Source organism: Streptomyces sp. MNU76 (genome assembly GCF_020982545.1).
Taxonomy (GTDB): domain Bacteria; phylum Actinomycetota; class Actinomycetes; order Streptomycetales; family Streptomycetaceae; genus Streptomyces.
The window spans coordinates 389,032-407,002 of the sequence record NZ_JAJKLK010000007.1 but is presented as its reverse complement, the minus strand read 5'-3'; the positions used below and the strand labels follow the sequence as shown (position 1 = coordinate 407,002).

21 protein-coding genes are annotated in these 17,971 nt (G+C 68.7%); 10 read left to right on the top strand and 11 right to left on the bottom strand.

All coding sequences use genetic code 11. The annotated features are described in order from the left end of the window. Positions 1 to 12 precede the first annotated feature (12 nt). Together E4N62_RS19860 and E4N62_RS19855 are read right to left on the bottom strand one after the other, a co-directional pair. Positions 13 to 1,245: a PLP-dependent aminotransferase family protein gene (locus E4N62_RS19860; protein WP_230216178.1), complete on the bottom strand. Its 1,233-nt coding sequence runs from the start codon at positions 1,243 to 1,245 to the stop codon at positions 13 to 15. A gap of 497 nt (positions 1,246 to 1,742) precedes the next feature. After that, on the bottom strand, positions 1,743 to 2,477 hold the full coding sequence (locus tag E4N62_RS19855; RefSeq protein ID WP_230216177.1) for an A24 family peptidase: 735 nt from the start codon (positions 2,475 to 2,477) through the stop codon (positions 1,743 to 1,745). 65 nt (positions 2,478 to 2,542) lie between these two features. Here E4N62_RS19855 and E4N62_RS19850 point away from each other — a divergent pair, with 65 nt between their 5' ends. After that, positions 2,543 to 3,472: a PIN domain-containing protein gene (locus E4N62_RS19850; protein ID WP_230216175.1), complete on the top strand. Its 930-nt coding sequence runs from the start codon at positions 2,543 to 2,545 to the stop codon at positions 3,470 to 3,472. A 17-nt stretch (positions 3,473 to 3,489) separates the two neighbouring features. On the opposite strand, the gene E4N62_RS19845 is transcribed toward E4N62_RS19850, so the two are convergent. Both E4N62_RS19845 and E4N62_RS19840 read right to left on the bottom strand, forming a co-directional pair. Then, on the bottom strand, positions 3,490 to 3,861 hold the full coding sequence (locus E4N62_RS19845; protein ID WP_230216172.1) for a type II toxin-antitoxin system death-on-curing family toxin: 372 nt from the start codon (positions 3,859 to 3,861) through the stop codon (positions 3,490 to 3,492). Further along, positions 3,858 to 4,157: a hypothetical protein gene (locus E4N62_RS19840; RefSeq protein WP_230216170.1), complete on the bottom strand. Its 300-nt coding sequence runs from the start codon at positions 4,155 to 4,157 to the stop codon at positions 3,858 to 3,860. The genes E4N62_RS19845 and E4N62_RS19840 overlap by 4 nt, the downstream gene beginning before the upstream one ends. Positions 4,158 to 4,321: 164 nt before the next feature. Between E4N62_RS19840 and E4N62_RS19835 the strand changes: the two genes are divergently transcribed. Then, positions 4,322 to 5,959: a hypothetical protein gene (locus E4N62_RS19835; protein ID WP_230216168.1), complete on the top strand. Its 1,638-nt coding sequence runs from the start codon at positions 4,322 to 4,324 to the stop codon at positions 5,957 to 5,959. Between the two features lie 36 nt (positions 5,960 to 5,995). Here the strand turns inward: E4N62_RS19835 and E4N62_RS19830 are convergent, their stop codons facing one another. After that, positions 5,996 to 6,658 carry an HNH endonuclease signature motif containing protein gene (locus E4N62_RS19830; protein WP_230216166.1) on the bottom strand — a complete coding sequence of 221 codons (663 nt, stop codon included), beginning with the start codon at positions 6,656 to 6,658 and terminating at the stop codon, positions 5,996 to 5,998. A 308-nt stretch (positions 6,659 to 6,966) separates the two neighbouring features. On the opposite strand from E4N62_RS19830, the gene E4N62_RS19825 reads away from it, so the two are divergent. The 3 genes from E4N62_RS19825 (at position 6,967) to E4N62_RS48065 (ending at position 8,730) form a co-directional block, all read left to right on the top strand. Continuing rightward, positions 6,967 to 7,401 carry a hypothetical protein gene (locus tag E4N62_RS19825; RefSeq protein ID WP_230216164.1) on the top strand — a complete coding sequence of 145 codons (435 nt, stop codon included), beginning with the start codon at positions 6,967 to 6,969 and terminating at the stop codon, positions 7,399 to 7,401. Between the two features lie 49 nt (positions 7,402 to 7,450). Next, positions 7,451 to 8,302 (top strand): hypothetical protein, encoded by an 852-nt coding sequence (locus E4N62_RS19820; protein WP_230216162.1) that lies wholly within the window; start codon positions 7,451 to 7,453, stop codon positions 8,300 to 8,302. A 299-nt stretch (positions 8,303 to 8,601) separates the two neighbouring features. Beyond that, a complete protein-coding gene (locus E4N62_RS48065) occupies positions 8,602 to 8,730 on the top strand; it encodes a hypothetical protein (RefSeq protein ID WP_268269554.1) in 129 nt (42 codons plus the stop codon). Positions 8,731 to 8,989: 259 nt separating this feature from the next. Here E4N62_RS48065 and E4N62_RS19815 read toward each other — a convergent pair whose 3' ends face one another. After that, entirely contained in the window at positions 8,990 to 9,667 is a 678-nt protein-coding gene (locus E4N62_RS19815; protein WP_230216160.1) for a hypothetical protein, read from the bottom strand. 122 nt (positions 9,668 to 9,789) lie between these two features. Continuing rightward, a complete protein-coding gene (locus E4N62_RS19810) occupies positions 9,790 to 10,626 on the bottom strand; it encodes a hypothetical protein (protein ID WP_230216158.1) in 837 nt (278 codons plus the stop codon). Positions 10,627 to 10,849: 223 nt separating this feature from the next. Between E4N62_RS19810 and E4N62_RS19805 the strand changes: the two genes are divergently transcribed. The 3 genes from E4N62_RS19805 to E4N62_RS19795 all read left to right on the top strand — a co-directional run bounded on the left by E4N62_RS19805 (position 10,850) and on the right by E4N62_RS19795 (position 13,187). After that, the gene (locus E4N62_RS19805) at positions 10,850 to 11,320 is read left to right on the top strand and encodes a hypothetical protein (protein ID WP_230216156.1); all 471 of its coding nucleotides are present in this window, start codon (positions 10,850 to 10,852) and stop codon (positions 11,318 to 11,320) included. A gap of 180 nt (positions 11,321 to 11,500) precedes the next feature. Further along, on the top strand, positions 11,501 to 12,484 hold the full coding sequence (locus tag E4N62_RS19800; protein ID WP_230216154.1) for a hypothetical protein: 984 nt from the start codon (positions 11,501 to 11,503) through the stop codon (positions 12,482 to 12,484). A 52-nt stretch (positions 12,485 to 12,536) separates the two neighbouring features. Continuing rightward, positions 12,537 to 13,187, top strand: a complete 651-nt coding sequence (locus E4N62_RS19795) for a DUF3223 domain-containing protein (protein ID WP_230216152.1) — start codon at positions 12,537 to 12,539, stop codon at positions 13,185 to 13,187. Here the strand turns inward: E4N62_RS19795 and E4N62_RS19790 are convergent, their stop codons facing one another. Both E4N62_RS19790 and E4N62_RS19785 read right to left on the bottom strand, forming a co-directional pair. Continuing rightward, entirely contained in the window at positions 13,188 to 13,865 is a 678-nt protein-coding gene (locus tag E4N62_RS19790; protein ID WP_230216150.1) for a hypothetical protein, read from the bottom strand. A gap of 229 nt (positions 13,866 to 14,094) precedes the next feature. Beyond that, entirely contained in the window at positions 14,095 to 14,679 is a 585-nt protein-coding gene (locus tag E4N62_RS19785; protein ID WP_230216148.1) for a DUF4352 domain-containing protein, read from the bottom strand. Positions 14,680 to 14,954: 275 nt separating this feature from the next. Between E4N62_RS19785 and E4N62_RS19780 the strand changes: the two genes are divergently transcribed. Together E4N62_RS19780 and E4N62_RS19775 are read left to right on the top strand one after the other, a co-directional pair. Beyond that, a complete protein-coding gene (locus E4N62_RS19780) occupies positions 14,955 to 15,374 on the top strand; it encodes a hypothetical protein (RefSeq protein WP_230216146.1) in 420 nt (139 codons plus the stop codon). A 66-nt stretch (positions 15,375 to 15,440) separates the two neighbouring features. Further along, entirely contained in the window at positions 15,441 to 15,965 is a 525-nt protein-coding gene (locus E4N62_RS19775; RefSeq protein ID WP_230216144.1) for a hypothetical protein, read from the top strand. 171 nt (positions 15,966 to 16,136) lie between these two features. Here the strand turns inward: E4N62_RS19775 and E4N62_RS19770 are convergent, their stop codons facing one another. Both E4N62_RS19770 and E4N62_RS19765 read right to left on the bottom strand, forming a co-directional pair. After that, entirely contained in the window at positions 16,137 to 17,123 is a 987-nt protein-coding gene (locus E4N62_RS19770; RefSeq protein ID WP_230216142.1) for a DnaB-like helicase C-terminal domain-containing protein, read from the bottom strand. Positions 17,124 to 17,546: 423 nt separating this feature from the next. Further along, positions 17,547 to 17,966, bottom strand: coding sequence for a hypothetical protein (locus E4N62_RS19765; protein ID WP_230216140.1), 420 nt, complete (start codon positions 17,964 to 17,966; stop codon positions 17,547 to 17,549). Between the last annotated feature and the right edge of the window lie 5 nt (positions 17,967 to 17,971).

Here is a 17,971-nt window from a genome sequence, read left to right as displayed (position 1 = left end):
CAGTCAGGGGCGTCAGGAGTGGTCCGGGCCCGGGGTCTGCGGCCCTCGGCTGTGCGGGTGCGCGGTGGTGCCGAACGTTTCCCACAGTTCCAGCTCGCCGCGGATCACCCCGGCCAAGGTGCGTACGCCCTCGGCGATGCGTTCCGGGGGTGGATAGCAGTACGACAGGCGCATGGCCCGCTGCCCGGCGCCATCGGCGTAGAAGCCGGTGCCGGGCACGTAGGCCACCCTTGACTGGACCGCCCGGGGCAGCATGGCCTTGGAGTCCAGCCCCTCGGGCAGCGTCACCCACACGAAGAATCCGCCGCCCGGCCGAGTCCACGACACACCCGCCGGCATGTGCTCCTGCAGGGCGTTGAGCATCGCGTCGCGTCGTTCCCGGTACATCTCCCGGAAGGCCTTGAGTTGTTCGGGCCACGGCTGGGTGCGCAGGTACCGGTCCACGGTGAGCTGGGCGAACGCGGAGTGGGACAGCATCGCGCTCTCGGCGGCCAGCACCAGCTTGTCCCGCACCGCAGACGGCGCCAGCGCCCAGCCCACCCGCAATCCCGGGGCCAACGTCTTGGAGAACGACCCCAGGTAGATGACGTCCCCGGGGGCGTCGGCGCGCAGGGCGCGCATCGGTCCGCCCTCCAGATGCAGCAGCCCGTACGGGTTGTCCTCCAGCACCAGCACCCCGGCCCGGCGGCACACCTCCAGGACGCTTAACCGCCGCTCGGCGGCCAGCGTGACCCCGGCCGGGTTCTGGAATGTCGGCACCGTGTAGAACAACTTCGCCTTCCGCCCGGCGCGCTCCAGACGCGCGAACGTCTCTGCCAGTGCCTCGGGCAGCACGCCCCGCTCGTCCATGTCCACGTGGACGGCCCGGGCCTGGTACGCGGCGAAAGTCCCCAGCGCGGTGACGTACGTCGGGCCCTCGGTGACCACCGTGTCACCCGGGTCGAGGAACACGCGCGCCACCAGGTCCAGCGCCTGCTGCGAGCCGACGGTGACCACCACGTCGTCCGGGTATGCATCGATGCCCTCGGCGGCCATCACCGTGCAAATCATCTCTCGCAGGCTCGGATCCCCCTGCGCGGATCCGTACTGCAGCGCCACCGACCCGCGCTCCGTCACCAGGTCGGCCATCATCGCGCCGATGTCCTCCATCGGCAGCGCGGACACGTTCGGCATCCCGCCGGCCAGTGACACGATCTCCGGGCGCGAGGCCACCGCGAACAGCGCCCGCACCTCGCTTGCGACCATCCCCTCGGCGCGCGCTGCGTAGTGGCCGAGCCAGGGATCAACCCGTGACCCCCGGGATGGTTCATCCGACTGCATCCGTCCGCTCCCTGTCCGTCACCACTGGGGCCACCGACACTACTGGCCACACACGCGCCACCGGTGCGCAACGACAGACAGAGCACGCCCGTACGCCCACGCGCGTGTCGACCTGAGCAAGCAGCGCGAATGGGATCTGGGAGCCTACGGGGAGGAACACGACGGGCGCGTCGGCCTCGCCCGCCTGTCCCCGCAGCGCGTCCACGCGACTGCGGAGCCGCCGCGCTGATCGGTGACATCCCGGCGGACATCGAGGGCACCCCCGCAAACGGAATGCGCGTGATCGTTGTTGCCCGGTACGCAGCGACGAAGCCGCGCTCCGCGACGTCGGCGCAGAGGCGGTCCTCCCCGATCTACGGGATGCCGAACTGCTGGGCAAGGTCGTGCGCAACGAAGCCTGCCCAGGTGTGAACTCGCCTCGTTCAGTGGCCGAAGGAACCCAGGAGCACGCCAACGCAAGCCCCAGCGAGCAAGAAGGGGCCCATCGGGTGGGCCGTCTTGCGTCCGGCACGGCGAGCGACGATGAGGCTGAGCCCGTACAACGAAAAGAACAGGAACCAGGCGAAGGTGCCGACGATCAGGATGTCCCACCCGAACCAGCCAGTGACGGCACCGAGGGTCAGGGCGAGTTTCACGTCTCCGAAGCCGAACCCCGTGGGGTTCATCAGGAAGAGCACGAGGCAGAAAGCGCCGAGCGCGAGGGAGCCAAGCAGCGCGGTCCCCCAGCTGCCGCGAGCACCGGGCATCAGCGCCGCCACCCCGAGCAGACTCAGCGTGATCACGACGAGCGGCAGCGTGACGACATCGGGCAACCGCTCCACTGCGAAGTCCACGATGGCGAGCAACACGCCGACCGGGGCTATCAGCAGCCAGACCATCAGTTCGGGGCGGGCACCGGTGCCGGCCGCCAGGACCGCGCAGACCGCGGCAGTGCCGGCGGCGAGGACGGGCGTGCTGGGGCCGTAAGAGGCGCAGTCGGCGCAGCGGGCCCGCCCCAGCCATCCGTTCCCGGCGCCGGCGAAGGGATGTCCGGCGGGACACGCTGCCCGCCACGGTTCCTCGGGCTGCACGGAAAGCCGGTACGCGGCGCGCGGTATGAGCAGGCCGGTGCCGGCACCCCACAGGACCGCCGCCGCAGTGATCCAGAACGTTTCCACCGGATGGAGCTTAAGCTCAGCCCGGTCCGGTGATGCGGACGGCCCGTACCGTGAGGAGCACGTGCATGCTGTTGAGGCCCGGAACGACCTGCTCTGATGCAATCGCGCTGCTGGACCGCCTGACCGACCAGGGGCTCAACGACGTCCAGAATGCAGTACCCCACCACTTCGTCGGCTCCACCAGGGTCGGCCTGCCCGAGAACTGGGAGTTGGACGTCAACCGGGTGGTGGGCGAGTACGACCGGTGGACGCTCCAGGCCGCGACCGATCTGCTGGGCGCGTTTGCCGACCGGTCGGTGGCGGCCCGGCTGCGGGGCGAGCGCTACAACGCGATCGTGCACGGCCAGTTCACCCATCCGGGCCGGTGGACGCTCCTGATCAACACCGAACTGCAGGAGCTGCGGACGCACTTCATGGAGTTGGCCAATGAACTGCGCCGGACGCAGGACCGGTTCACGCGCCATCGGGTGCGGACGGTGGTGCTGGACACCAACGACCTGCTGCATTACATGCGCTTCGACAAGATCCCCTGGCAGCGGCTCTTCGGTCGCGGCACGTCCGTGATGATCCCGCACGTAGTCCTCGACGAGATCGACAAGAAGTCGTACGAGACCTATGACACCGGGGTCCGGAAGCGGGCGCGCGGCGTCTTCGCGCTCCTGGAGCGGACTCTGGCCCAGATCGAGGCCGACGGCCACGCAGTGGTGCACGAGGACACCGTCGTTGACGTCCTCCTGGACGAGCCCGGGCACGTGCGGCTGCCGAACAACGACGATGAGATCGTCGCGCGCGCCTGCTACCTGCAACAGGCCATAGCGCCGGCACCGGTCACGGTGGTCACCGGGGACAACGGGATGCGGGCCCGCGCGCTGTCCTGGGGGCTGAAGGCCCGCGTCCTGGACGAGAAGTACAAGATCGAGCGACTGAGTGCGGCAGAGAAGGCGGCCAACGAGCAGACCATCACGTTCGACGTGCCCGACGACGAGAACGGGTAGCCCGGGCCCGGCCGGCTTCAGCCGGTGGACCAGGCGCGCAGCTGCGCGGCGATCTCCTGCACGCGGGCGCCCTTGTGCTTGGCGCGCATGACGAGCGCGAGAGCTTCCTCCGGCTCGTAGTCCAACGTGACGCCGTTGGTGTTGAGGTACGTCTCCGCGACCAGCCAGGCGAAGAACTCGTTCTTCGCCTCAAGCGGCTCGTGCAACGCGATCGTCTCCAGCATGGCCGCGGCCTTGAGCCAGTCGCTGGCGTACACGTCGCGGCCCATGTAGTGGGCCTGGACCCGGGCGCAGACGGCGTCCAGCACACCCAGGTCGAGACAGGCCGGGTCGCCCGGGAGGGTCTGTGCGATCTGCAGAAGCTCTTGTGGGCTGAGGAACCGCGTCACGCGGCGTGACCGTGCTGCTGGATCTCGCGCAGGTCGCGGCTGCCCATGGGAGCGGGGTCAGGCCAGGCGGCGCTGGTGTCGGCGGCCTGGGTGTCCTGCGTGGCGAAGACCTCGGCGAGCTGCGGAACGCGGTCGCGGGTCTTACCGAGGGCCTTGAGGAACGGGTCGTCGGCGGCCTTGAGCGCCGCGTCGCGGACGAAGTCCTCGGGGGACTTGCCGACGAGGTGGGCGGCCGCCTCGACGCGCGCGTATTCGTCCGGCGCGAAGGGCGGAACCTGGCGTCCGTTCTGGTCCATACGAGCGACGGTACCAGCGGGCCCGGCACCGGCCGAAGGCGTTCAGAAAAGAAGGAAGGGGCAGCGGCCGTCGGAACGGCGGATGCCCCTTTAAGTCTGCGAGGAGCGTACCACGTGATCGTGGACTTACGCGTGGTCTGTGAGCAGCTCGGTAGGGTTCTGTGATGGTCTCTGCTCCTGCGCCCGATCCCTACGCCCGGCACGTGCTGGCTCGCATGTCGGACTTCTTCACCGACGAGGGAACACCGTGGGCGCGTCGTCTGTGGGACATAGGTTCGGTGCTGGCCCTTGAGGAACTGTGGGAGGCCGGTTACTGGCAGGCCTACGGGGTGCTGTCCCCGGCCGCGTGTGACTGGCAGCGTAACCAGCTCAACGCTCTGATCGGCCCTGACCGAGGCCTCGGAGACAGGGACCTGCGCAAGGAGCTCACCGGCCTGCTGAAGAACTCGATGCCGGATCCCAGCCCCGCGCGCCGCCGCCTGAAGGAGATCATCGGACACGTCCGGGTCGGCTATCTGGAGCGGTGGGCGGCGGCGGTCAACGTTCCCGTCGACGAGCGGGTCAAGCCGGAGCGGTTCTCCCGCACGGTGGCCTCCCACCTCCTTGACCTGGGCTACAGCGCCAGTCACCTCAAGGCCTGGGCGAAAGGTCTCCACGACGCGCGCGCCACCGCGGCGGATATAGCGGACAGTGCCGCTGAGCTCGCGCGGACCCCGGCCCGGCCGTACGAGGTACTGGTGGCGCTGGAGAAGGTGCCTCGGCGGGAGCTCGCCGAGCCGCTGGAGCACTGGTATAGCAACAGCAAGGTCATCTCCTGGCTGCGCGAACACGGTCACAGCACCGCTGGCATCCGGCCCGGCGGCGGGTTCGTCTACCGGTTCACGGCGCTGGACCCGTTCAGCGCCGCCGAGCAGGCGCGGCAAATGGTGGAGCGGATGACCGCTCGCTCTCAGTTCCTGCGCCGGGACCGCGGAGGCGTGGCACCTCTCCCCTACATCTGGGTGGCCGGCCACAGTCGGCCCATTCCGCTCGATCCCCCGGCTCGGGGCGCTGACGTCCTGACGCTCGTCAACGAGGGGCACCTCTACCAGGTCGCTGGCACCCGGGGCCGGATCGACGACGCCCTGGAGCTCGCGGCCGCGGTCAACCGCGGACCGATGGCCCCGGCCGTGGCCGGTGCCTGGGCCGCCGTCGAAGCACTGTTGACCCACCCGGACGACCCCAAGGGGGAGCACGAGCGGTCCGGGAAGGCGGTGGCAGCCGATCGGATGGCGGCCATCATCACCTGTTCGTGGCCCCGCGCCGAGCTCACCGCCCTCGCGCACCGTCACAAGCCCAGCACGAAGGACGACCTCGCTCGGGGAATCGCGGCCTGCGCCACGAATCAGGAGCGCGCCCGCCTGGTCGCTGAGGCGCTGAACGCGGGCGGTGCCTCGGCTCTGGACTTCACCGGGGCCTCCACGAAGTACAGCGACCGGCCCGCTGCCCAGCGCATGGCCGACTTGGTGAAGGATCCCCGGCCGGTGCTGGGCGACGTCGCAGGCGCCTTCCGGATCGCGCTGCGCCGGCTGTACCGCACGCGGAACATCATCCTGCACGGCGGCGCCACCCAGGGTGTGGCGCTGGAGGCCTCGTTGCGCACCGCCGCGCCGCTGGTGGGCGCGGGCCTGGACCGCATCGTGCACGCCGCGTACGCCGAAGACCTCGACCCGCTCGATCTCGCGGCCCGGGCCGAAGTCGCCCTTCAACTCGTCAACGGCGAGACCGGGCTTTCCGTTGTCGACCTCCTGGAACCCATCTGACGGTCAGGGGCTTCACTGCAGGAGTAGGCAGTTGACTCATGCGCGTGGTCCGTCCTGCTCCTGCTGCATAACGGCAGAGTCCAGCGCCTGTGCCACGCCCCTCAGGCGCTCCCGCAGTGCACTTCGGTCCGCACCGCGAGTCTTGTTGGCATGGCAGTTGGGACACAACGCGATCATGGCGCCCGGGTGGTCGCGGCCGCCCTGGGCGTGATCGTCGATGTGATCGATCTCCAGCAGAGGCTGTCCTGCTGTCGTGCGGTACGGCAGGACAGCAAGCAGACAGTCGGGGTTCTCGCACCGACCCTGACTGCGCAGGAGGACCGCCTCGCGAGCGGCGCCGCTGCGGACCCGGCGTTCTCCAGAGGTGAAGACCCGGTTTTGGTCCCGGCCGGCCGCCTCCCATGTCTCGGCTCGCCACCGCAGTTCCCCATACCGCGCGCGCCAGGGCACTGTCTTGGCGCGCATCCTCCGGCGCGCAAAGGGCTCCTCGCGCAGGAGGAGTTCACCGGGTGCCGTGGGGTCCTCCACCGGATCCGGTACCTGATTGATCCTCAGCAAGCCCCCTGTGCGGTGCTGCCCGTTCACGATCCAGAGCGCGGGCGGACTCGAGGCCCCACGAACCATGTCCGCGATCAATCGGCCCGCTTCGATCGTCTTGCCCGCGCCGATCCGACTCTGCAGCGCGATCTTGTAGCCCATACCGAATCGTCCGAGGCTGTCCCGAAGTTCCGGTTCACGGGACACCGTGCGCCGTGCCCGCACGCCCTGCAGCCATGCGGGCAGGCCACTTTCGTTCTCACTGTCACTCCCCCGCACAAACTCCCCCTTGGGTGCCGTCCCCGTGCCGTGACGGCATCCTGGCACGCACCACCGACAACTGGGCTGCCGCTGAACAGTCTGTGGCCGCCGTCCCCTGGCTGGGGAGGACGCATCTGGGAAAGCCCCTCTTTGAGTGAGCGGCCACCGTACGACGGACCGGTGCGTGGGCGCGGTTCTACGATGCTCGGATGGCTTCCTACGCGAAGGACCCGCGCTGCCTCGCCATGGCCGAGGCCCTGGTGCCGTTGCTGCGCCGCACCTGCCCCGAGGGCGCCGGCGGCTACGGCGGCTCCTACCAGGTGAACTTGGACGACGAGGAGGCCGTCGGGCTCGGCGGAGTCGAACTGATCAGGGCCGCGATGCGCAAGGCAGCCCGTCAGCTCGACTGGAAGGTCACCACCATCGGGTGGATCGGCACCCGCTTCGGCACCATGGTCGCCATCCAGGACACCCGGGACGTCCCCGAGGAGTTTCGGGCAGTGGTCGACGCGGCGAGGAACGAGCGCATGAGCGCCGCCGTGGCCAGGGTGTGGAGCGAGCCGGGCGAGACGCCTGTCGAGCGGGGGTCGGTCGCCCTGATGACGCAGGAGTTCCGCGCAGCTGTCGCCGCAGCGACCCCCTGATCCGGCACGTCCCGCAGACCTTGCCCGCTGCAGGGGGTACATGTACCGCATGGCGAACGAGCGGGTGCGGTGGCCGGTCGTGGTGGACCGGGCGAGACAGATCGTGGAGGGGTACGCGCCGCTCAAGGTCACCCTGCGGCAGGTGATGTACCGGCTCGCCTCCGAGGGCGTCCTGCCGCACACGCCGCCGATGTACCGCCGCCTGTCGTCGCAGCTGGCCAAGGCCCGCCGGGAGGGCCGCTTCCCCGACCTGATCGACACCCTGCGGGAGGTCCACGTCCCGGCGGCCTGGCCGGACTCGGGCGCGTTCCTGCGCGAGGTCCCCGACTGGTTCCGCCTGGACCGCACCGCCGGCCAGGAGCACGCCCTGTACGTCGCCGCGGAGAAGGACACCCTCCGGCAACTGCTGACCGACTGGCTCGCCCCGCTCGGCGTCCCGGTTCTCGTGGTCCGCGGCTTCGGCTCCCAGTCGTACGTCGACGTCGTCCGTGAGCGCACCGCCGGTGACCCGCGTGAGGCACATCTGGCCTACGTCGGCGACTTCGACTGTTCCGGTGAGGATGTCGAGCGGGACTGGGTGGAGCGCACGGGTTGCTGGAGCCGGGTCACCCGGGTGCTGCTCACCCGTGGCCAAGTCAGCGAGTACGCCCTGCCCGCGACCGCGGGCAAGCGCGACGACCCGCGCTGGCCGGCCTTCGCCCGCCGCTACGGCTTCGACATCGACCACCCCGTGCAGTGGGAGGTCGAAGCCCTCGAGCCCGACGAACTCCAGCGCCTGGTCCTCGCCGCCGTCGACCCGTACGTCGACCGCGAGATCCTCGCCGAACAGATCGCCCGCGAAGAACAGCAACGCCGCGCCCTGACCGACTACCTCGGCCGCTGGGGCTCGGCCGGCGAGTGATCGGCGTAGCGCAGCACGAGTCCCGGAGGAAGCGCAACGCATACTGCGGGACGGTGACTTCATACTCCCCCTCCCTGACACCGGCGAACTCGGTGTGATAGAGGGCCCATCTGCCGCAGAGGGACGTCAACGCACGGCGGGGGACTTGCACTTGCATGCACGTCTACTGTCAGGTGCCCCAGTAGTATGAATGGCGCTTCACCAGACACTCCCTTGAACTCTGCGTTGGGGGACGCGAGTTCACAGACCACCGGGGCCCGAACCGCGGGCGCCGGAGGAGAGGAAGGTGAGGTGGTGCGGTGTCCGGCCTGGACGAGCACGGCAGGAAGAAGTGGACCGGCCCAGAGAAGTGGCAGGTCATCCTGTCGGGGCTGAGCTTCGGGGTGGCGGCCATCGCCCTGGTGGGACAGTTCTCTCAGTACTTCTGAGTGCCCACCCGAGGACCCGGTCGGACCGGCGGCTGCATGCAGCGAGCCCGGTCGGCATCTACTCGACCGGGCTCGTAACTGCGTGAAGGCCTAGTTCTGGTGCCAGCCGGAGCTAGGCCCTTCGTGCGTCTCGCCCCGTCCGGGGCGAGAACAAGAACTCATCGAGCTGAGTTACCTGTAGTTCGCTCTGGTTAGCTCGACTGCAATCTAGGTTCTCACGTCCTCTGATTCATTGCCAACATCCGCGATCGTCGTCGGACTACGTTCTCGCTACGTTCTCCGTACGCTCTCGCCACCTTCTGACTGCACTCTCAGTCCGCGAGCGAAACACGGCTTCGCGCCGCTGGCTCTCCAGCAGCAGCCGTACGTGTCCGCCGAACCGACGCACCGCCGCGATCGTCACCGTGGCCTCGACGCGCTCGCCTTCCCGGATCCGCTTCAGCGGCTTGAAGGAAGCGCCCAGGCTGTTGTGGTGCTCGACGAACAGCTCGCCCGGCATCGGCACGGGCTGGCGCGGACCGGGAAGGATCTTGCCAGCCCGGTAGGCCTCGGCCAAGTGGTCCAGGTGCTCGGGCCGGTAGCCGTCCGGGAGGTAGATGAGAGCGCAGGCACGGTCGAGCCGCCGGTAGAGGATGTTCAGTTCGTCGTCCGCGTCCCACATGGACTGCCACTGCTCGCGAGTCAGCTCGTTGCCCGGGATGTGCCGCAAGGGCTCACTGTCCCGCTTGACCTCCAGGTAGCGGCGGATCGTCGCCTCGACCTCGGAGCGGCTGAGGAACTCGGTCGCGAACTGGCGGGCGTGGTGCTCGTCGTACCAGGCGGGCAGGCAGTACTCCGAGCTGCCGGTACGCCGCATCCGCCCGAGAAGGAGGGGCGTGGGACGGTCCGCGCGGCTGGAACGAACGGGCGTGGTCGAAGGAGTGGTCTGGGTGGTCATCGCGATCGCCTCGCAGAAGCGTGGGGTCGGCCCCGGCCGGACGGCCGGGGCGATTCGTCTCGTGCCTGGAAGTGCGCTGATGAGCTGGGTTTGCCGTGATGGCCTGGCGGCCGCGCGAGGCGTCAGCCGGTCGTCCACTGAAGGTCGGAGACCGCCAGGGCGTCCTTGTTGCACAGGCGCACGAGGTCGGCGGTGGACAGGCCGCGCCGCTGCGCTCCCTCCCAGACGAGCTGAGGCGAGACGGCACCGGCGACGTGCTGCAGGGTGTCCGCGCAGAAGAGCGCCATCAGCTGCGGGTCGTCGGCGTGCCGGGCTCCGGCCTTCCTGGCGGACGCGAGGGTGTTCTCGTACACGCTGCCGTCCGCGCGGCGGGCGGCCGTGCCCTTCCTGGCGGCGGGTTCGCTGGTGGCGGGCTGGTCGGCGGGGGCCGCGTCCGGCTCGTACCAGCGGTACATTCCGCCGCGGGCCGCGCGGAACGACGCCTCCGTGGGGACCTCATGGACCCAGTCGGCATCTGCGGACGGCGAGCGCTGCGCGGTGCTGGGGATGCCGTAGACGGCGACCGAGCCGACATGCGACTTGTACTTGCCGGAGTCGCGGACCGCTTCCAGTTCCTCGCGGCTCTGGGACGGCAGCATCTCGCCGTTCGCACCGCAGCGGGGGCCTCCGTTGACGATGTCGTCGGCAGGGTTGACGAGATGCCATGCCTGCTCCACGGCCGTCAGCGGCGAGACGTAGCGGGCGATGTCGAGGTTGCCGTCGGCGTCGCGGAAGACGGCGACCATGCGCTGGCGGGTGGCTTCGGGGCCGTCACCGAACCACATCTCCAGGACGCTCAGGGCCCATCCTTCCAGGCGGGTGACCAGGCCAGGACCGCCGTAGACGAAGATCCGGTCTCCGGGGGCGAGTGGCGTTGCAGGGGTGGTCTGTTCGGTGCTGACGGTTCCGGTCGGGTTCATGCGATCCCCTCAGGGAGGCGAGTTGGGTTGGCGTGGAACAAGTTGCCGCTTGATCCTTAAAATCAATTATACGCCTTTCCGTGACGGGGTCAATACCCGGACACACAGCCCGCGAAGAGCCCGCGCGAGGTGCACTCCGCGAGATCCGCGGGCAGGCTCCCTCGTCACGCTCACGCTGATCACGGGCGCGCACAGTGTGCGCCCGGTCCGAAGGGAGACACAGGTGGGAATCGTCGCCAGGCTGTTAGGCAAAGAGCCCTCCATCGACTGGCCCCGGAGCTACAACACCTTCCGCAACGAAATGTCCAAGGCGGCCGGCATCGGCGTGGCCAGGATCCGCTGCCACCCCAACACCTGGGCCTATCTGGAAGAGAACGTCCCCCGGGACGAAGACAAGGGCCCCGGCGGCGTCTTCCGCCCTCCGACCGAGGAAGAGATCGTGACCGAGAAAGACGGCATGATCACAGTGCCGCTCTCCGGGACCAGCCTCGCCGCGGTGCTCAGCTGGTGCCGCACTGCCGTGTCGAGCACGCTCAGGGGCCCATGGTCCGCACTGGACGCATCCATCGCCCGCCGCGTCGGCGCTGCCATCTCCCAGGCGCTCCGCAACGTGATCCCCTCCCACGGCCAGGACGGACCCACAGCCGTGATCTACCTCGACGACCGGATCACCGCCAAGGAAGCCAAGCCGTAAACCGTGCGGGTGGACCGCCTCGGCTCGGAGACTGACCCATAGCCGGCACCTCCGGCCGCCCGTTCCGCCAACCGGGTGAATCCCGCTCCATCGATCGGGTGGTGGCGTCCAACGACGTGCGGGCAGCAGGTGCAGGGTGTGCGGGGAACGATCCCGCGGAGAGAGACGGACCCCCCACAGATGACCCTGTTCGGCGTCGAGCACGTCCTCCCCCGCGACCAAGAGACAGACGCCCTGGCCGGGACCGAGTTGCGCGAGCAGGCGGCCAAGGCGGTCGACGCACTGTCCGCGGCCGTCGGTGAGGACCCGCAGACCCTGTCCCGCCGGGTCCTCAAGCTGCTGAACCTGCCGCGGCTTTCCGACGCCGACGACCACGACCTGCGAGAGATCCTCCGGGAGCTCCGCATCTGCGAGCAGGAAGGCAAGCGGGCCTATCGCGCACGTCTGCGGCGCGTCACCCGGGTTCCCCGGCCGGGCGGCATCGGCCGGCTGCCCCGGCCCCGGTCGGTCAAGGGCGCGAGCGCGCCGGGTATTTGCGCGCTGTGCGGCGACGGCTACACCGCGGGCGAGCTGATCGGCCGCCCGCCGTTCACGGAGGAACTCCCTTACCTGCCGATCGGCTGGCTGTGCTGGCACTGTCTGGTCCATCGCCGCCAGCAGCCACGCCGCCGGGACGTCCTGCTGCGCTTCTTCCACGCGCTGTTCGCCGGCATGGAAGGCGTCGGTCTCAACGGCCACGAGTGCGGCGTCCTGCTGGACTGGCTCACCCAGGAGCCGGCCCTCGCCAACAGCAAGCCGTGGACGGCCGACCCGCTGGAGAACACCCTGGTACGGCTGCGGGCCAGCACCGCCGACGCAAACCCGGCCACCTGGCTCAGCGCCCAGACCGCGCACACCATCATCGCCGTACTGCAGGAGGCCCCCGCCTCCCCGAGCACGACGCCCCAGGATGGCGAGACGCTCGATGCCCTGGTCCAGCACCTGGCCGAATGGGAGACCAACCCCGCCGGCGTGCGACGGGCACAGTACGGAACAGGCTGGCGCTACCGTCAGCGCGTACTTGAGCTCACCGCCCACCCCACCGGCCTGTCCGAACGCGGCGGCCCCTTCCACCTCTTCCAGTGCCGGGTCAACCCCTCGGGACAGCTCGTAGAAACCGAATAGACCAGAACCCGAGTGGGCAGCACTGCCGCACACAGGAAGAGGAGGGGACGCGTTGCCCAAGTTCTGGATCGGACCGCGGGAGTACCCGTCGAAGAAGGCGGCGCAGGAAGCCGTCCGCGACGTGCTGTACGGATACAGCGTGGGCAGCATCGTGGACCAGGAGGCGGATCACCTGCTCCTGCTGGACCTTCTCGACATGCACGCCGAGGCCGATGCCAAGATCGGCGTGGGCGTGGAGTCCTTCGCGATCGCGCCACCGCTCAAGGGCCCCTACCCGGGCTTCGAAGTGATCCGCACCGACGGCACCCGGATCGACTCCTCCTACCTGGCCTGCCTGAAGCCCCCGACCTACCGCCAGCAGGTCTGTGCCGCGATGCGCCTCGAAGCCGAGCCGAACACGACCGCCTACTTCACGTCCCGGGCGGCGGCCAACACCCTGGTCTCGGACGAATCCGGCAGAACGCTGGACATCACTGACACCCACGTCAGCCACTACCGCGGCCCCTCGTTCGCGGAACTCGCCGCGGCATTCGCCCACGACGTCGGCGGCTGGGACGCGATCGAGCTGACCACGTCGAGCGACCCGGGCCGCGGCCAGTTCACCGATCGCCAGCTGGCCGAGCGCTGGCGCGAGTACCACCAGGAGCACGCGGTCCTCGCGCTGCTGTCCTCCCAGGAGAACCTGCGCCGCCCCCGCACGTGACTAGGTTCGCTCCCGCGCGTAATCCGGCCCCAGGTTGACCTGCCAGTCCTGCACGTTGGTGATCTGATCAAGAAGAAGGTCCAGCGCGGTGCACGCCTCACCTGCCCTGCGGGCGAGCTCGGGGACGTCGACGTAGAGAGGGTCCGGGCGGGCCGGCACCTGCGTCCCGCCCGGACCCTTGACCACGCTGTACCGCAGCGCCTGGCCACTCGGATCCAGGGCGTGGACCTCGTCGCAGAGCGATGTGACGTCGCCCTGAAGGTGCATCCGGAACATGGGCGCGAGCTGGACGAGATAGTCAGTCAAGACGCTGAGCTGATGGGTGTGGGCGAGCTTCTTGCCGACCTTCTCCACGATCTCGGGCGGCTGATCGCCCGGTGCAACCTCGAACTTGATGCTGTCGACCAGAGCGCGCAGCACCACTTTGAGCCCCAGCTCGAGAGCGTGCCGGTAGTTGTACAACACGACCAGTACCAACGAATCGTCCGCGCGGTCGGCGTGCCAGTGATCGGCCAGATGGTCGGCGGCCGTACGGAACGCGAACGCAAGCTCCGCATCAGTCTCCAGCTCCGGCTCTGCGGCCTCGGAGGGAGAGGCGGCAGACCGTCCGCCGAGGATCGCGTAGTCCTCTGTCCAAGGGCTCGGGTACGAAGAGGAGAACACGGCACGAATCGTCATGAGGAACATCTTGGAGTCCCGGACGACGGAGTGGGAGCGAATAAGGAGCGGAGGCCGCTCCCAGATCGTGGCCAGCGTCCTCTCCTGGTCGGACACGTCAGGTCCGCTGATGCTGCTGTAGCGCATCAATCGCGTCAGGTCCGAAGCGAGATCCGGCGGCCGGACGCTGGGCGTGCCGGATGTGCTGATCTGTGGTGTGGAGCTGAGGGCCCCATGGTTCGTCCCTGGCTCACTGATTCGGCAGTTCGATCACAACTGTGGTGTCCGAGACGTCACCGCCGCTATCTGGACCGGGCATGGTCAGAGTCCCGCCCCGGACCGGTACATCGAACACGATCGCTCCCCTGACGTACTCGCCAGGCAGGTAGCTGGTGCTGATGCTCTCCTTCTCGGGATGGAAGACGCCCGTGCTGAGTACCTGGCCGTCCGGTCCCGTCCAGTGGAACGGATCATGGAAGTGGCCGTTTGTAGTTCCGACGTTGGCCAGCGTCACGTTCACCACAACGTAGGTGCCTCGCTCGCTGTCCGTGGTGTACTCGCTCAGGCGCTTCACGTACTCGACCCCGTGCACGGTGAGCTTGAAGTCGGCCACGTCGTTGCTGACGGCACTGGTGAAGCGGAACTCGCCGCTGTCCCCCACCCTCAGCGTCTGTGTCCGCGTCTTCTCCTGCTGCTCTTGGCGCTGCGGCGACTCCTGCTGCTCCTGTCGCCATGGCGACGCGGGGTCGTCGCCTCCTCCGCAGGCCACCACGCCCCCCAGCGTCAGCGCCCCGGCCAGAGCTGCCGACGCTGCGGCTGTCTTCCGATACCGCATGATGGATCATCTTCTTCGGACTGGTTATAGGTCCAGTGTGGACCCGCACCCGCAGGTCAGAGGTACTTCCGTCGTTGTCGCGGGCGAAGCGTCCTGTACGCCGTGCGTTTCCGCCCGATAGCCCACAGGTGGGGACCATCACACCAGGTCAGGCCCATGCTGAGTGGCTGATAAGCGAACTAATCGGCATGATCGGGGGAATGTTCGACAAGCTCCGCCGCCGCCCCCGCGCAGCAGCTCTGCCCGTTCCGCATCCGGCCCCGGCCCTTCACACAGTGGCCGACGCTGCCCTCCTCGCCCGCGTCGACCGCGTACGCGAAGCCCTTACCGCCGCCGGCGTCAATCTTGAAGGGCTCGGCGCCGCTCCCGAACCTGCGTGGTTCGCTCACCTGCGCAGCGGTCAGCGCCTGTCTCTCGGCCCGACGGAACTGAAGGAGACAGCTGACCATCTCCCCGGGATCGCGGTGGAGGCCGTCCTCTCCGAGGAGGCCTGCGCGAGGCTCTTGAGTCGCATCGAGGTACTCACCACCCTGCGGGAACTCAAGGACCAAGGGCTGGACCTGCGCTTCTGCCACGGCGGGGTCCCCGAAGATGCAGCAACGGTGCGGTCTCTGGCCAACCACGTCCGCAATCAGATCGCAGCGGCGGCCGCAGGCGATGACGACGCGGCTACAGGTCCCGGAAACGCTGCCTGACGGCAGTGGCCAGGCAGGGAACCCGCGTCAGGCGACTGCGAAGCCCGGCAGCAGTTCCTCCTGTGTGTGCTTGCGCAGACGACAGGTCGTGGTGGCGAGCGGGCGCCGTGGCGGGTCGGCGGTGCTTCTCGCTACCGTCGCCAGATGACCTTCAATGATGAGTTCGCCGCCGACTTACGACCGAGCGAGGCACCGACCGGCGTGATTGTCAGCGCGCTGCGCTGGGAGATCCTGAACGAGTGGGTCCGGTACCTGAACGACGACAAGCACCCGGACAAGACGGCCGAGATGTCGTACGTCTGGGGATTCATCAACCGGGATTTCGGCGGCGACGCGCTGCGGTGCCTGTGGGGCAAACACGAGACCAACTACCCCATGTTCGCCGAGGCCGTGTGGCTGCTGCACCGCGAGTTCAGCGAAGGCGCCGGCTCAGAACATCACCCTCTGTTCGCCGACCTGCCGCGGATCCCTGCCGACGTCCTGTTCCGAAAGATCGCGAACTCCTCCGCGGTGGCCTTCCGGAAGCTGACCGCAGACCAGATGGTCGAGATCCTCCGCAAGGCACCGCAGGACTACGCAGCGATGCGGTAAAGGCCCACCCCGAACGCCGACGGCCCCGCCCTGGAGTTCGCCTGATGGGCGGGGCTGTCCATGGCTCTCACCAACCGCGTCAGGGTCCTGACCCGCATCGACCTGCTCTTAGCGCGCCTCGCGCGTGATCTCGTCGATCGTCCGGTGGGTTGCGCCGGAGTGGTTCCAGAGTCAGCGAACAGGCTCGGAAACCAAGTCGAAGAAGCGGGCGCGAGCGAGTTCCACACCCACCTCGACGGACCCAGTCCGGCCGTGGCGGTTGTGCGGGACGAGGAGCTCGGCGCGCTGCACGGCCGGCTCGGGCAGCCCGTACCGCGGGAACAGGACCTCCGGATACAGCTCGGGATCGGGTGAACGTTCGTAGCGGCCCGTGCTGTGCTGCGGGTCGTAGTAGGCGGGACGGTGCAGGAGGATCACCGCCTCCGCGTGGCTGAGCAGGGCCTCGCCGTGGCAGAGGTCGCTGAGCCGGGGCCGGTGATCGTCCCGGAGTTCCGGTGCCTCGGTGAGCTGTTCCACGATCACCACGGCGGCCTTCAAACGGGTCGCTAGCTGTTGGAGATCTGCCACGACACTGGCGACCTCCTTCTGACGGTCCCCCGAGGCACGCTGCTGCAACGCGCCGTCCATCAGGCCGAGATAGTCGACGACCAGCAGGTCCAGATGACCGTGCCGGCCCACTACGGTGGCGCACTGCCGCTCGATCTCGGCGACGGCGGGCGTGGTGCCGTCGCCGCCGAAACTCAACAGCATCTTGCTGTCGGCATCCGCAGCAAACGCGCGAAGGAGGTCAAAGTTGGAGGGATCCAGCGTCCGGCGGCGCATCTTCTCGGTGAGTACGCCGGTTTCTGCGGCGAGCGTCCGCTCGAGGAGCCCCTCGTTCGACATCTCCAGGGAAGCGACCTGAGCCGGACGGGCCTGGCGGAAGGCACAGTTGCGCGCCATGGTCAGGGCGAGCATGGACTTGCCCATCGCGGTACGGGCCGCGACCACGGTGAGACGTCCAGGCCGCAGCCCGCCACCGAGGAGTTCGTCCAGGGCTGTCAGGCCGGTCAGAACGCGGGGCTTGGGCACATGCTGCTTCACGGTGCGCCGGTGGCTGCCCTCGCCGGATTGGGTGCCGCGGCGGGCATCGGTCTTGCGGGCGTGGTTGCGGACCACGGTGTCTTCCGTTCCGACGCTTCAGGCCCGTGGTCCCGTACGCGTCGTCGCTCACAGAGTGACCATGCCGGGGGAGCGCTGGCGTTGATGCGCTGGCACCTGGGGTTCGACGCCCCTTGTGGTCCACGGGACCGTTCAGAGGCTCACACGGGCCGACGCAGCTGCGGCCATCGCCCGGCAGCCTAGCGAAGCAACATCCTCTCCTCGCGCTCCGCCACACCCCGCGTGTCGTTGCCCGCTCGTCGGACATCGTCCAACGGGCGTTGATCTTCGGCGCAAGACCGTCTTTCGTGTCCGAGAACCGCCCGGCAGACTGGGCCGCCGGTGAAGTGACCAGGGGGGATACATGGAGTTGGAGCCCACCGAGCTGTCGGAAGCCATCAAGGCGGTTCGCGCCGGACTGGCTGTAGACAGGGCCCCTCGTCACCGAGAGGGGGTCTCCGTTGCAGGTTGGGGAAGCGGCCCTGGGATCGGTGCGCTGGCTTTTGCCGCGTTCCAGTCCATGAGGAACCGTGCCGGCAGGTCACGCCGTTCGACCACGCGAATCGCGGCGGGGTCGATACAGACACTCTCATCCTCGCCTGCGCGCTCGAGGAAACCTCGTGCTGTAAGCCGCTCGACGGCTTCGAGAACCTCGTCGACGGTCAGGAAGTCGAGCGGCATGAGGATCAGCGCCAGGCCGAAGTTGTTCATCTTCGGGCCGTCAGGCCGGAGCACCTCCGCCTGCTTCAGGGCCAGCCGCAGCAGGGCCGCGGCCTCGTACGGGTAGGCCGCCAGATCCTCCAGGGCATCTTTGTGCCAGGACACCACCAGCGTGCCGGCGTCAGTGGAGTCCAGTTCCATGTACA

Coding starts and splice junctions, on each gene's coding strand:
- E4N62_RS19860 (WP_230216178.1), bottom strand. CDS start 1,245: ATGGTCGCAAGCGAGGTGCGGGCGCTGTTCGCGGTGGCCTCGCGCCCG.
- E4N62_RS19850 (WP_230216175.1), top strand. CDS start 2,543: ATGCTGTTGAGGCCCGGAACGACCTGCTCTGATGCAATCGCGCTGCTG.
- E4N62_RS19840 (WP_230216170.1), bottom strand. CDS start 4,157: ATGGACCAGAACGGACGCCAGGTTCCGCCCTTCGCGCCGGACGAATAC.
- E4N62_RS19835 (WP_230216168.1), top strand. CDS start 4,322: ATGGTCTCTGCTCCTGCGCCCGATCCCTACGCCCGGCACGTGCTGGCT.
- E4N62_RS19830 (WP_230216166.1), bottom strand. CDS start 6,658: ATGGGCTACAAGATCGCGCTGCAGAGTCGGATCGGCGCGGGCAAGACG.
- E4N62_RS19825 (WP_230216164.1), top strand. CDS start 6,967: ATGGCTTCCTACGCGAAGGACCCGCGCTGCCTCGCCATGGCCGAGGCC.
- E4N62_RS19820 (WP_230216162.1), top strand. CDS start 7,451: ATGGCGAACGAGCGGGTGCGGTGGCCGGTCGTGGTGGACCGGGCGAGA.
- E4N62_RS19815 (WP_230216160.1), bottom strand. CDS start 9,667: ATGACCACCCAGACCACTCCTTCGACCACGCCCGTTCGTTCCAGCCGC.
- E4N62_RS19810 (WP_230216158.1), bottom strand. CDS start 10,626: ATGAACCCGACCGGAACCGTCAGCACCGAACAGACCACCCCTGCAACG.
- E4N62_RS19800 (WP_230216154.1), top strand. CDS start 11,501: ATGACCCTGTTCGGCGTCGAGCACGTCCTCCCCCGCGACCAAGAGACA.
- E4N62_RS19790 (WP_230216150.1), bottom strand. CDS start 13,865: ATGACGATTCGTGCCGTGTTCTCCTCTTCGTACCCGAGCCCTTGGACA.
- E4N62_RS19785 (WP_230216148.1), bottom strand. CDS start 14,679: ATGCGGTATCGGAAGACAGCCGCAGCGTCGGCAGCTCTGGCCGGGGCG.
- E4N62_RS19765 (WP_230216140.1), bottom strand. CDS start 17,966: ATGGAACTGGACTCCACTGACGCCGGCACGCTGGTGGTGTCCTGGCAC.